General features: G+C 46.3%; 12 protein-coding genes and 2 pseudogenes. 11 read left to right on the top strand and 3 right to left on the bottom strand.

The window, feature by feature from the left end; all coding sequences use genetic code 11:
• Positions 1–44: 44 nt before the first annotated feature.
• Positions 45–742, bottom strand: a protein-coding gene (locus tag ACQG1K_RS23605) for an IS1-like element IS1B family transposase (protein WP_095033700.1) whose coding sequence is annotated in 2 segments (ribosomal slippage) — positions 45–493 and positions 493–742 — 699 coding nt in all. Because the reading frame shifts where the segments join, the coding sequence is not laid out codon by codon here.
• Positions 743–798: 56 nt separating this feature from the next.
• A pseudogene (locus ACQG1K_RS23600) lies at positions 799–1,044 on the bottom strand (EAL domain-containing protein); the annotation flags it as partial.
• A gap of 436 nt (positions 1,045–1,480) precedes the next feature.
• Here ACQG1K_RS23600 and ACQG1K_RS23595 point away from each other — a divergent pair.
• From ACQG1K_RS23595 to ACQG1K_RS23555, 9 genes and pseudogenes are all read left to right on the top strand, one after another.
• Positions 1,481–2,106: pseudogene (locus ACQG1K_RS23595) on the top strand (transposase); the annotation flags it as partial.
• Between the two features lie 396 nt (positions 2,107–2,502).
• Complete coding sequence (locus ACQG1K_RS23590; protein WP_064877437.1) at positions 2,503–3,483, top strand: IS5-like element IS5 family transposase; 981 nt, start codon at positions 2,503–2,505, stop codon at positions 3,481–3,483.
• Between the two features lie 491 nt (positions 3,484–3,974).
• Positions 3,975–4,232 carry a hypothetical protein gene (locus ACQG1K_RS23585; protein ID WP_103216141.1) on the top strand — a complete coding sequence of 86 codons (258 nt, stop codon included), beginning with the start codon at positions 3,975–3,977 and terminating at the stop codon, positions 4,230–4,232.
• A gap of 268 nt (positions 4,233–4,500) precedes the next feature.
• Positions 4,501–5,847, top strand: coding sequence for an ISNCY-like element ISLad2 family transposase (locus ACQG1K_RS23580; protein WP_076611902.1), 1,347 nt, complete (start codon positions 4,501–4,503; stop codon positions 5,845–5,847).
• A 58-nt stretch (positions 5,848–5,905) separates the two neighbouring features.
• Positions 5,906–6,709: a hypothetical protein gene (locus tag ACQG1K_RS23575; protein WP_000589340.1), complete on the top strand. Its 804-nt coding sequence runs from the start codon at positions 5,906–5,908 to the stop codon at positions 6,707–6,709.
• 13 nt (positions 6,710–6,722) lie between these two features.
• A complete protein-coding gene (locus ACQG1K_RS23570) occupies positions 6,723–8,084 on the top strand; it encodes an FRG domain-containing protein (protein WP_000482601.1) in 1,362 nt (453 codons plus the stop codon).
• A 152-nt stretch (positions 8,085–8,236) separates the two neighbouring features.
• Positions 8,237–8,677, top strand: a complete 441-nt coding sequence (locus ACQG1K_RS23565; protein ID WP_016239970.1) for a hypothetical protein — start codon at positions 8,237–8,239, stop codon at positions 8,675–8,677.
• A 17-nt stretch (positions 8,678–8,694) separates the two neighbouring features.
• Complete coding sequence (locus ACQG1K_RS23560; protein WP_016239971.1) at positions 8,695–9,501, top strand: hypothetical protein; 807 nt, start codon at positions 8,695–8,697, stop codon at positions 9,499–9,501.
• Between the two features lie 294 nt (positions 9,502–9,795).
• The gene (locus tag ACQG1K_RS23555; RefSeq protein WP_000125668.1) at positions 9,796–11,199 is read left to right on the top strand and encodes an ISNCY family transposase; all 1,404 of its coding nucleotides are present in this window, start codon (positions 9,796–9,798) and stop codon (positions 11,197–11,199) included.
• 32 nt (positions 11,200–11,231) lie between these two features.
• Here the strand turns inward: ACQG1K_RS23555 and arsH are convergent, their stop codons facing one another.
• Positions 11,232–11,936, bottom strand: coding sequence for an arsenical resistance protein ArsH (arsH, locus tag ACQG1K_RS23550; RefSeq protein ID WP_000130816.1), 705 nt, complete (start codon positions 11,934–11,936; stop codon positions 11,232–11,234).
• 86 nt (positions 11,937–12,022) lie between these two features.
• Between arsH and ACQG1K_RS23545 the strand changes: the two genes are divergently transcribed.
• Positions 12,023–12,343 carry a transcriptional regulator gene (locus ACQG1K_RS23545; protein ID WP_000941305.1) on the top strand — a complete coding sequence of 107 codons (321 nt, stop codon included), beginning with the start codon at positions 12,023–12,025 and terminating at the stop codon, positions 12,341–12,343.
• Between the two features lie 45 nt (positions 12,344–12,388).
• Positions 12,389–13,678 carry an arsenic transporter gene (locus ACQG1K_RS23540; protein WP_000922628.1) on the top strand — a complete coding sequence of 430 codons (1,290 nt, stop codon included), beginning with the start codon at positions 12,389–12,391 and terminating at the stop codon, positions 13,676–13,678.
• The last annotated feature ends 6 nt before the right edge of the window (positions 13,679–13,684 follow it).

The raw sequence follows: 13,684 nt of genomic DNA, 5'->3' as shown, positions 1-13,684 counted from the left end.
AACAGGGGATATATTCATCGAAATTATCGGGTAATGACTCCAACTTACTGATAGTGTTTTATGTTCAGATAATGCCCGATGACTTTGTCATGCAGCTCCACCGATTTTGAGAACGACAGTGACTTCCGTCCCAGCCTTGCCAGATGTTGTCTCAGATTCAGGTTATGTCGCTCAATGCGCTGAGTGTAACGCTTGCTGATTACGTGCAGCTTTCCCTTCAGGCGGGATTCATACAGCGGCCAGCCATCCGTCATCCATATCACCACGTCAAAGGGTGACAGCAGGCTCATAAGACGCCCCAGCGTCGCCATCGTGCGTTCACCGAATACGTGCGCAACAACCGTCTTCCGGAGCCTGTCATACGCGTAAAACAGCCAGCGCTGGCGCGATTTAGCCCCGACGTATCCCCACTGTTCGTCCATTTCCGCGCAGACGATGACGTCACTGCCCGGCTGTATGCGCGAGGTTACCGACTGCGGCCTGAGTTTTTTAAATGGCGGAAAATCGTGTTGAGGCCAACGCCCATAATGCGGGCGGTTGCCCGGCATCCAACGCCATTCATGGCCATATCAATGATTTTCTGGTGCGTACCGGGTTGAGAAGCGGTGTAAGTGAACTGCAGTTGCCATGTTTTACGGCAGTGAGAGCAGAGATAGCGCTGATGTCCGGCGGTGCTTTTGCCGTTACGCACCACCCCGTCAGTAGCTGAACAGGAGGGACAGCTGATAGAAACAGAAGCCACTGGAGCACCTCAAAAACACCATCATACACTAAATCAGTAAGTTGGCAGCATCACCCAGAAAGCGGTATAAATACTTCAGGGTTAATATTCCCGAGTCTTTCATCTTTCCATCTGAGCAAGGCCTCAAATCCGCAGATCTGTCCGTCTTCAATTCTGTAAATAGGTTGATAGACCAGCGACAGGGCTTCATTTTTCAAAGCCTTTACAAACCTTGCAGATAGTGAACTATTGAGTTCTGCTCTGTTCATAATGAGAATATAAATCATTAAACCGGAAAGTAGTGACACTGTTACTAATAACATTTGTATGCTCCAGTGCTCTGAAAATATCCCCGTAAAATACCCACCTCCTGCAACACAGAGATCATAATGTAGGCTACATGCCCTAAACACTCTAAACCTTAGTGGAACGCTATCATGCCGATCAAGAAGAGGAGCATCAGGTCCTATATTGAAGTAATGCCTGTCATGCTTACTATTTCCGACAACAGCGCTAAAGTTTTTTGAATACATATCAGTTTCGAATCGTCTGAAGACAAATGGTGATAGGGTCACCATAATACCTTCAGAAATATATCCATTGACGGATATATCATCCATAAGCTTAATACCAAAAAGCCACACTCCTTCCCGCGAAGTGGATTTGCCTGATGTAGCCCCCTGAAACACCGGACAGTAGCTGTATCTCCAGATAAGAGGTAGGCTTGAATATATGTCTAACACTAACGCCAATTTTGAGATGACCGGGATCCTGTTAGGGCAAGAAGTCCGTAAACGTAAAACTCCTCAGGAGAAGATCGCCATTATCCAGCAGACGATGGAGCCGGGTATGAATGTCTCCCATGTCGCCCGCCTGCATGGTATCCAGCCCAGCCTGCTGTTTAAGTGGAAGAAGCAATATCAGGAAGGCAGCCTCACCGCCGTTGCGGCTGGAGAGGAAGTCGTTCCTGCTTCTGAGCTTACTGCTGCTCTGAAGCAGGTCCGGGAGCTTCAGCGCCTTCTGGGCAAGAAGACGATGGAAGTTGAGATCCTGAAAGAAGCCGTGGAGTACGGTCAGTCGCGAAAATGGATAGCGCACGCGCCCTTGTTGCCAAAGGACGGGGAATAGCCATGGTCAGCCGGACCATGGGCGTGTCGCGTGCGCAACTGTCACTGCGGATTAACCGTTCTGCCGACTGGCAGGACAGGCGCTGTAACCGGCGTAATGAAGAAGCAGACGCAGAAATACTGTCGGCTATCCTCAACATTATCAGCGATATGCCGAGTTATGGTTATCGACGCGTGTGGGGCATCCTGCGCAAGCAACGTCGCACAGAGGGACAGCCACCTGTGAATGCCAAACGGCTTTACAGGATAATGAGCGAGCCCTGTGTAGTACGCCGTCTGCGTTTCTCCGGCCCTAAGACATCAATCATCTGTTCTCCAATGACTAGTCTAAAAACTAGTATTAAGACTATCACTTATTTAAGTGATATTGGTTGTCTGGAGATTCAGGGGGCCAGTCTAAAAACAGCACAATGCATCTTTCTGGGCCGTCAGTCAGGGATATGCTTATTCGTTACGCAGAGGAAAATGATGTCGATTTGATAATCATGGGGTCTACGGCCATTCCAGATTGCGGCGATTCTTAATCGGTAGCCATACCGCTGGAATGCTGCAAAATACCTCACAACCGCTTCTGATCATCCGTTAGGGAAGGTGCGAACAAGTCCCTGATATGAGATCATGTTTGTCATCTGGAGCCATGGAACAGGGTTCATCATGAGTCATCAACTTACCTTCGCCGACAGTGAATTCAGCAGTAAGCGCCGTCAGACCAGAAAAGAGATTTTCTTGTCCCGCATGGAGCAGATTCTGCCATGGCAAAACATGGTGGAAGTCATCGAGCCGTTTTACCCCAAGGCTGGTAATGGCCGGCGACCTTATCCGCTGGAAACCATGCTACGCATTCACTGCATGCAGCATTGGTACAACCTGAGCGATGGCGCGATGGAAGATGCTCTGTACGAAATCGCCTCCATGCGTCTGTTTGCCCGGTTATCCCTGGATAGCGCCCTGCCGGATCGCACCACCATCATGAATTTCCGCCACCTGCTGGAGCAGCATCAACTGGCCCGCCAATTGTTCAAGACCATCAATCGCTGGCTGGCCGAAGCAGGCGTCATGATGACCCAAGGCACTTTGGTGGATGCCACCATCATTGAGGCACCCAGCTCTACCAGGAACAAAGAGCAGCAACGCGATCCGGAGATGCATCAGACCAAGAAAGGCAATCAGTGGCACTTTGGCATGAAGGCCCACATTGGTGTCGATGCCAAGAGTGGCCTGACCCACAGCCTGGTCACCACCGCGGCCAACGAGCATGACCTCAATCAGCTGGGTAATCTGCTGCATGGAGAGGAGCAATTTGTCTCAGCCGATGCCGGCTACCAAGGGGCGCCACAGCGCGAGGAGCTGGCCGAGGTGGATGTGGACTGGCTGATCGCCGAGCGCCCCGGCAAGGTAAGAACCTTGAAACAGCATCCACGCAAGAACAAAACGGCCATCAACATCGAATACATGAAAGCCAGCATCCGGGCCAAGGTGGAGCACCCGTTTCGCATCATCAAGCGACAGTTCGGCTTCGTGAAAGCCAGATACAAGGGGTTGCTGAAAAACGATAACCAACTGGCGATGTTATTCACGCTGGCCAACCTGTTTCGGGCGGACCAAATGATACGTCAGTGGGAGAGATCTCACTAAAAACTGGGGATAACGCCTTAAATGGCGAAGAAACGGTCTAAATAGGCTGATTCAAGGCATTTACGGGAGAAAAAATCGGCTCAAACATGAAGAAATGAAATGACTGAGTCAGCCGAGAAGAATTTCCCCGCTTATTCGCACCTTCCCTAACGCATTGAAATCATAAAATCTGCTCATTTATTTCGCCTGCATAGTAATTTTAATCACTAAAAGCTATTAAGCTTTTTCCTTTTTTAAACATACGAAAGCCTTTAGAAACACGATTTATACTAACGGGGCATCTAAATTCGTGATCTGTTCAATGTATTCAAAAGAGTATTGAACGCCTCATATGATATTTTCGCTCTGAAAGCGATTCCCCTAGCTTCATTAAGAGCCTTTCTTCCGGAAGCAGATTCAGGCGATTTAAGGTACTTTAAAAGTAACTTTTCAATCTCTATAGTTTTGTCATTCTGAAGTAACTGAGAGGCCATGATGGCTCCGAGCCTAAATTGAAGCTGAATATTCACTTCTTTGTGAAACTCCAGGTGCTGACGGTGGCGGTCAGCCAGCTGGCTTCCACGGACCCTGGCACGATACAAACGCATATAGTCGGCCATTTCGGCGGTATGGCGTTGACGATACCGGTTCTTGGCTGCATTGACTACATTGCGGTTATTCAATTTATACAACCGGTTTTCGCCAGCTACGCACTGGCGGCAGCGAGTCTTATGGCCATCCTTACTTTTACGGTCAATTCCGAAGTCTAACAAGCTCTTCAGAGTCTTGCATTTTCGGCACAGCTTACTTTCAACGAGTTCAGTCATGGGTATATTATGAATTGAAGTACTTCCCGAAAGTATACCCAATTCGACTATCCATTACAATTAAACGTTTTTGGGTTAACATAATCCTGATTATGCGCACTTAAGTTGTTAGAACCATTTAGTAATGTCACTTTTTATCCAGATAGAAACGTCACCTTAGAGTAAGCTAAACTGAATGCAATTCTAAGGGGCTCAACGCATGTTGGTGACCATGTCAGATAAAGAGATCCACCGCCTACCGGTGATACAGGCAGTTTGTGAAAAGCGTCTACGCCGTCGTGATGCAGCATCACAGCTTGGCATTTCAGAACGTCAGGCGCAACGACTTATCAATCGTTACCGAGTTTCTGGTGCTGAAGGACTTGTCAGCCGCAAACGCGGCCAGCCCAGCAACCGCCGGTTGACCGAATCTCTCAAACTACGAGTACTCACGCTGATACGTGAAAACTACAGTGACTTTGGGCCCACACTGGCCGCAGAAAAACTCAGAGAGCGCCATAATATCCGGCTTTCAATCGAGACCGTCCGCAACTGGATGACGTCTGACGGACTCTGGGTCCCGCATGCTCGCCGTAAGTCACGGGTTTATCAACCCCGACATCGGCGTGATTGTCTGGGTGAACTTATCCAGATCGACGGCTCCCACCATGACTGGTTTGAAGGCCGTGCGCCAAAATGCTGCCTGCTGGTCTTTATCGATGATGCCACCGGGCGTCTGATGCATTTGCGGTTCAGCGAGTCAGAAACAGCCTTTGACTACATGCTGGCAACCCGGGAATACATCGAGCAGCATGGGAAGCCGGTATCGCTGTACAGTGACAAACACGCAATATTTCGCGTCAGTGGTCCGGAGAAACGCAATACCACCGTTACCCAGTTCGGACGTGTGCTTTATGACCTGGCAATCGAGCTTATTTGTGCCAACAGCTCTGAAGCTAAAGGCCGCGTGGAACGTGCGAATCAGACACTTCAGGATCGGCTGATCAAAGAAATGCGTCTGGAAGGTATAACCGGCATTGAGGCCGCAAATGCCTGGCTTGCCACTTTCATCGCTGACTTTAACAGCCGGTTTTCACGACCGGCTAAGTTCCCCAAAGATTTGCATCGTCCGGTGCAGGAAAGCCCCGATGAATTAAGAGACATCTTTGCCTGGCATGATGTTCGTACCGTGTCGAAATCACTGACCTTCCAGTACGATAAGATCCTTTATCTCATGGACACCACAGAAGAAAATAGCCGTCTTGCCGGTGAAAAAATTAAAGTACTGGATTATCCCGATGGCACCCTCGCCTTCCTCTATGGGCACCGGAGCCTTAAGTGCCAGGCATTTGATAAGCTGGCCTGTGTCGACCAGGGGCAGATTGTTGATAACAAACGTCTCGGGACTGTACTCCGACTGGCTCAGGTAAAACAGGATGAGCGGGAAAGCGAAGGCAAACGGGAACGAAGCAAAAAATCGCCCAGCCGTAAGGCTCAGGTGCGCATCCAGGAACAGCTCCGGGCTATCAATCCCGTTCTGGCAGACCCGAGCTTGTTTGTGGCAAGTTCAAAGCGATAGAATCGACCATCAGTGCTGCAAAGTACCGGAACAGTGAGTCCCCAAAAGGATACTTGAGATGATTAAATTCCCGACTACAAAGCGCGTTGATTTGTATAAAACTGCTGTCAGCTCTGAGCAATTACATCTAGATCTGGTTGCGGCTCAGGAGTTCATGTTCGATGCCTGGGAAAATGATGACCTGGAAGTTGTGCTGAAACTCATCAGAAAAGCTATCAAGAAATCCCCGCTCTGTGCTGACGCATACTCATTCTACTGCGAGATATCTCAAGAACCTCCTGAGTCAAAAATCGGGAAGCTGGAGACTGCTTTGTACGCAGCCAGCATTGCACTTGGCGAGGATTTTCAGGAGTTCGCAGGACGTTTCTGGGGATTTGTCGAAACACGTCCATATATGAGAGCAAAAGCAGCTTTGGCTGAGGCCTTATGGGAGTCTGGTAATTTTTATCCGGCTATGGCTCATAGCCGCGAAATGCTGAAGCTCAACCCGAACGATAACCAGGGGATTCGTCATTTATTAGCGAACTATTACCTTGAGCTTGAAATGGTGGATGATCTGGCCTTGCTACTGGACGATTATCCTGGGGATATGCGTTCGTTTTTTCAGTATACACGCGCCCTACTCGCCTACCGACAGTCATCCCCGGATGCCGATGATATCGCTAAAGCTGCGATTGATTCTAATAGACACATCCCCGGCTTGTTATCGAAGTGCAGATTACAGATCAAGTCTAACAGTGGATATATCACGTTAGGTGGAATGGATGAAGCCATTTATTATGTGAATCATAATATAAAGCCTTGGATTCGCACCTCTGGCGCAATTGATTGGATTGTAAATAATTCATTAAGTAAAATATAAGGATTTAGTTTTAATGTTTAATCTAATTATGGGCGGAGAACCTGACTATTTTGAACATTGGCCCATGTATGAACGGGTTAGTGGGAGTTGTGATTTTCCTATATCACGTATGTTAGAAGGCACCTCTGATGACATCCGGTTGAAGTTAACGCCTTTGAATGATAAAGCATTATCTTATATTGAGAAATTACCTACGCTTTTTATGTCAGAACTTTATTCCCGAGACAATGTTGAATACATTACTTTGCGACTTGGTGTAATTTCAAATCTACGAACAGTTAACAAAAATGTTGAGTTTGATTTCAGAATCACTCACTCACAAGATGATGTCGTAGTGATAAACAAAGAGTTATATCAAACAGCTTTAGAATTAGGTGCATATGGGCTGAAACGGACTCACTGGGGAATAAAAGCACGTGATTTAAATCAAACATTAGCACTTCTAAATATAACGACAAGAAGTACACCACTTCCTCCTACTGAAGCACTTCCTGATGAAGTTGATAACTACCCAATAATAGATAATGTTCAAAGTTTCATGGCGCGTGTTTTAGAACAAGATCATGAAGAAGATGCAGAAATATTTTATCGTGGACATTCTGATGTATCTTACGAGTTGGCTCCATCAGTTTTCAGGAAAAACAAAAAAGGTAACTTCAAGCATTTGCACAGTGAATCAAATTTAGTCCGTGAAGCCCTAACAGCAAGGCCAACTGAGTTTGTTGATGATAAAACAATGCTAGACAAGTTAGTAAGGATGCAACACTACGGACTACCAACTCGTTTGTTGGATATAACATCAAATCCACTAATCGCTCTGTATTTCGCTTGTTGCGACATTAGTAATAATGAAAATACAAATGAGGTTGATGGACATGTTATTATTTTCAAAACAAAAAGGGATCGTATAAAATTCTTTGACTCTGATACAGTAAGTTGCATATCAAATATATCAATGCTAAGTCAAACACTGAAAGATCAGCTGGATTGTAAAATGGACAAGGAGGCTTTCAATAAAACTGAAGCTTGTCAAAAACTCATACATTACATTAAAGATGAAAAACCTTATTTTAAAGATGTAATTATACCATCAGATTTGGAAAGGTTAATTTTCGTTAAAGGAAGAAATAATAATGAAAGGATGTCATCACAGTCAGGTGCATTCTTATTATTTGGGAATAATGCTGTTTATCCCGATTTAGTTTCAAACCCTGATGATGCTATGCAAGAGTTTAAAGTAGAAAAAATAGTGATCAGAAACAAAGCTAGAATACTTAAGGAACTCGCAAGGTTAAACATTACAGATGCGACAGTTTATCAAGGCATGGAAAGGACAATGAAACTAATTGCGGCCAAATTTTCCGCAGGAGATTGATCTTCATGTGGTTTTTTGACACACTAGCCTGTCGCTACTGGCATTGGTCCCTTGTATGCTAAGCATATGAACTCTGGTGTGTGTTGGACAGGAGCAATTAACCAGTCGTATAGTAAAATTTGAATGTAAAAATATAAAACAAGGAGTTGAGAATGAACCCCATTACTTTGAGTGAAATGAGTGATGAAGATGAAGAGGTAAAAATCATTTCTTCATATGAACCTCAAGATGATGAGATTGCGATCGTTTTTGATAGTTCAAAAATTACTGGAGGTAATGCACTGGATTTTTTCCAGTTCACCAAGCAATCACATTCTAATGTTAAAGTGTACGGAGATTCTAATGGTGTTTCGTACCTGCAATTAAACAGTATAACGTTAGCGTTAGGCACTTTCTTTGCCACATCAGTAATGATACCTTTTTTAGTAAATCTTGTTTCAAATTATATTCAGAAAAAAATTGATAACTTTGGAACTAGAGATATAGACGTTAAAGTCTCTATAATTAAAAAAAATAAATCAGGAAAACATGTGAAATACACTGTTTCTGGAAAAGTAGACGATGTTTTAAAAGTAATTAACAAAATCAAATAAAAATCTATATAGATATTATGAATATTCACGAAAAGTTAAAGCGTTGGATGTGTATTACTCAAGAAGATAGTGCTATTCTTGATTATCTTAATGCTGAGTTAAAAAAAGCTCAATCCTTGAGCTTGAATAATGAATCAAACAGATTGTTTTTATACAAAACAATTTTACTAGCCCATTTAAAATATATTCAAGTCATTAATTTACTTACAAGAGGTGATTTTTATGAAGCATGGGTAGAACTTGAAAGGATAGAAATAGATTTAATACATATTAAAGAAAATAATGAGTTTCTGCCTGAGGTTAATTTCTATGGTGTTAACTTCTTAGCGAGAATGGTATGTAATTGGCAGGCGTTATTCCCATATAAAATCTTCGGTAGTTCTCGTGAAATAATAAAAGAAGTGAAATGTTCAGTATGTAATACAACCCGTAGTTTTATTAATGATTGTGGTCATGTTAAAAATAAACTTTATAATGGAGTTCTTTGCTTTGATGAAGTGATCGATTTTGAATTAATTACTTATGACATAGTTAGTAATCCCGTTAACAAATGTAGTGTTTTTTTCTCCAATGATGGTGATCATTATAACTATTCAACTTTAATTAGTGTTGTCAAATACATACAATCCCCACATCAAATTTTCAATATTACGACCTGGAGATTTAAGGCGAAAGAACATGATGGAGTATTATCGCCAGAAAATATTTGTCCATGTGGAGATTCTTTAAAAAAATATGCAGATTGTTGTTTGCCACGTAATGGTATTTATAAAAAACATATAGATATTTGGTTTCCCTTCCCGTTGAATGTAGAACCTATTTAGAACCAGATATTCAATAACTAAAGATCCCGTTGACACAGATATTTCCATATTAAGATGTTTTCGTTATATTTTTATTCCAGTCTTTCATATTTAACTTTTGCTTTATTAATTGGTTGAGTGGGATAACGCAGCAGTCACATTAATATGATTACATAGGCTGAAAGTGCCCTTTCTATCTTGCACAAAGAGGTGACATTTTAAACTTGCTTTGACATAAGTTGTAGTAGCAAAGTTGTAATGTCCGATAATGGCTAAGTTAAGATGTCCGGCGTGTATAATCAAGTAAGGATTACCATGACGGCTCTCGCAGCGGAGTTTTTCACATTGGATGAAGTTAACCGACTCAAAATCATTCAGGATGTCATCGACCGGCGTCTGACAACACAAATGGCAGCTCAGCGGCTTGGTATCTCCGACCGTCAGTGCCGTCGTCTGCTTGCGCGTTATCGTGAAGATGGTCCGATTGGCATGACCAGCCGCCGTCGTGGTAAATCCAGTAACAACCAGTTGCCTCAGGGACTGGCCGCATACGCGCTGAACATTATTCGCGAACGCTATAACGATTTCGGTCCGACGCTGGCCTGTGAAAAACTGTCTGAGGTGCACGGTGTTCATCTTTCCAAAGAAACCGTCCGTAAGCTGATGACTCAGGCCAGTCTGTGGGTCCCACGTAAGCAACGTGCGCCAAAAATTCAGCAACCTCGTTACCGCCGTGCCTGTGCCGGTGAACTCATACAAATCGACGGCTGCGACCACCACTGGTTTGAAAATCGGGGACCTAAGTGTACGGCACTGGTTTACGTTGATGACGCAACCAGTCGTTTAATGCAGCTTCTTTTCGTGAAATCTGAGTCTACTTTCACCTATTTTGAAGCGACCCGGGGCTATATTGAAAAACATGGCAAACCGCTTGCGCTGTACAGCGACAAAGCCAGCGTATTCAGGATCAACAATAAAAATGCAACCGGCGGCGACGGCGATACCCAGTTTGGCCGTGCGATGCATGAACTGAACATTCAGACCATTTGTGCAGAAACCAGTGCTGCCAAAGGCCGCGTTGAACGGGCGCACCTGACGCTTCAGGACCGACTGGTCAAGGAGCTCAGGCTCCAGGGCATCAGTTCCATGGAAGCTGCGAACGCATTTGCCGAAGAGTTCATGAACGATTACAACCGTCGTTTCGCAAAAGCGCCTCGCCAGGCGTTTGATGTTCATCGGGAACTGGATGTCGATGACGATCTTGATATGGTATTTAACTGGCGTGAAGCTCGTAAAGTGTCGAAATCACTCACAGTGCAATACGACAAAGTCCTTTATCTGATTGAAGACAGCGAATTCAGTCGTCGGGCGATTGGTAAATACATCGATGTCTGGCATTACCCGGATGGACATAAAGAGCTCCGGCTTAATGGCGTATCACTTCCCTACTCCACCTATGACAAGCTTTCTGAAATCGATCAGGGGGCCATTGTGGATAACAAACGTCTGGGGCGGGCCCTGGAAATGGCGCAGCTGGTCCAGGCCGAGCGGGATAATAACCGGTCGCAATCCGTACCATCCGGAGACGGCCCTTCTCGCAGGCGTAAAGCTCCCACGACGAAGAAATCCCAGCGTTCCCTGGATCAGGACGATATGTTCAATGCCCTGGTGAAACTTCAGTCACGCTCTGAAGAGATATTTGGGAAGAAACCGATTTAAAGCCCGGTAATCCATCCGGGCATGCCTGGCTGTCAGATTTTGGCCTGATTGACCCGTGCCGCGAGCTCCTGATGACTCTCTTTCCTTTCGCTGTAGCGGTCGGACAGGTAGGCTGTGTGCCCTTTCAGGAGTAACGTCATTTTGAACAACTCTTCGGTAACGTCGACAATCCTGTCATACCAGGGTGAGGGTTTCATGCGCCCTTCATCATCAAATTCCTGCCATGCCTTTGGCACTGACGACTGATTGGGGATGGTGAACATCCGCATCCAGCGGCCAAGTATCCGCATCTGATTGACCGTGTTAAACGACTGTGAACCACCACAAACCTGCATGACGGCCAGCGTTTTACCCTGGGAAGGACGAACAGCACCTTCACTCAGGGGTATCCAGTCAATCTGGGCCTTCATCACCGAGCTCATGGCGCCATGTCTTTCCGGAGAACTCCAGACCATTCCGTCACACCACCTGACCAGCTCGCGGAGTTCAAGCACTTTGGGGTGACTTTCGGGCGCATCATCGGGTAACGGCAGACCGGATGGGTTAAATATTTTCACCTCAGCCCCCATCTTTGCCAGCAACCGCCCGGCCTCTTCCGCTGCAAAACGACTGTAGGACCGCTCTCGTACTGAACCGTACAGGATGAGAATTCGCGGCATGGTTTCGTTGTTGCCCGTAAGTTTGCTGGCAAGCGCATCATCAAAATAAGCCGGTTCGATTGCTGGTAAGTCGGTCATAAAAAATCTCCATTTCATAAGCTATGCTTTAAAAGTTATCACATATGAAATACCATATGTATTGTTATTTTTTTACGAGGTTAAGCATGCTACAGCCTGTTCAGCTTTTTAAACTGCTCGCCGACGAGACCCGTTCAACTATCGTGATGCTTCTCAGGGAGTCCGGTGAAATGTGCGTCTGTGACATCTGTGCGGCAACCGCAGAGTCTCAGCCAAAAATTTCTCGCCATATGGCCCTTTTACGTGAAGCCGAGCTGGTCATCGACCGTCGCGAAGGAAAATGGGTGCATTACCGACTGTCGCCACACATGCCAGCATGGGCTGCGGGTATTATTGATACAGCCTGGAACTGTGAACGAGAAAACATACGCAACAAGCTCAGTAGCGTGGCATCTGTCTCCTGCTGATGGCGATATATATATCCGAATAAACAAATGTGAATGGAGTTTCTGATGTTACTGGCTGGTGCTATCTTTTTATTCACGCTCGTCCTGGTTATCTGGCAACCCAGAGGGCTGGGGATTGGCTGGAGTGCCTCACTGGGCGCAATTCTGGCATTGCTGACTGGCGTCGTTCATCTGGGGGATATTCCGGTGGTCTGGCAGATAGTGTGGAATGCGACCGCCACCTTTATCGCCGTGATCATCATCAGTCTTCTGCTCGACGAATCCGGCTTCTTTGAATGGGCCGCGCTGCACGTTGCCCGTTGGGGGAATGGCCGGGGGCGGCTGCTCTTCACCTGGATCGTCCTGCTTGGTGCGATGGTTGCGGCACTGTTTGCCAACGACGGTGCGGCACTGATCCTGACACCTATCGTTATCGCGATGCTGCTGGCGCTGGGATTCAGCCGGGGAGCAACCTTAGCGTTTATCATGGCCGCAGGGTTTATCGCTGACACGGCAAGCCTGCCACTGATTGTCTCAAACCTGGTGAATATCGTCTCGGCGGATTTCTTTAAGCTTGGTTTCTCAGAATATGCCGCCGTGATGGTCCCGGTTAACCTGGCCGCGATTGCGGCTACGCTGGTGATGCTGCATCTGTTTTTCCGTAAGGACATTCCCGCCGTTTACGACGTTTCTCTGTTGAAAGAACCGAAAGACGCTATACGTGATGTGAATACCTTTAAAACCGGCTGGCTGGTTCTGGTGTTGCTTCTGGTGGGATTCTTCGGACTGGAGCCGCTGGGCGTACCGGTCAGTTTGGTCGCAGCCGCTGGTGCATTGCTTCTGTTTGCTGTTGCGAAAAAAGGGCATGCCATTAACACCGGTAAGGTGCTGCGTGGTGCGCCCTGGCAAATCGTTATCTTCTCGCTGGGGATGTACCTGGTGGTCTACGGCTTACGAAATGCCGGTCTGACCCACTATCTCTCTTCCTTGCTGAATCAGCTGGCAGAGCAGGGATTGTGGGCGGCAACGCTGGGTACGGGCTTCCTGACGGCCTTCCTGTCATCAGTGATGAACAATATGCCGACCGTGCTGGTCGGGGCGCTGTCGATTGATGGCAGCACAGCGACCGGTGTTATCAAAGAAGCGATGATTTACGCCAACGTCATCGGCAGCGACCTGGGGCCAAAAATTACCCCTATCGGCAGTCTGGCAACGTTACTGTGGCTGCACGTTCTGTCGCAGAAAAATATCAAAATTACCTGGGGATATTACTTCCGGGTGGGCATTGTCATGACAATCCCCGTGCTGTTTGTCACGCTTGCAGCACTGGCGCTTCGTCTGTCTTTCACTTTGTAATGAGAT

This window comes from Enterobacter cloacae complex sp. 402C9 (assembly GCF_050030745.1).
In the GTDB taxonomy this organism is placed as follows: Bacteria; Pseudomonadota; Gammaproteobacteria; order Enterobacterales; family Enterobacteriaceae; genus Enterobacter; species Enterobacter intestinihominis.
The sequence above is the reverse complement of the archived record's forward strand: the minus strand, read 5'-3'. Positions and strand labels throughout refer to the sequence as shown.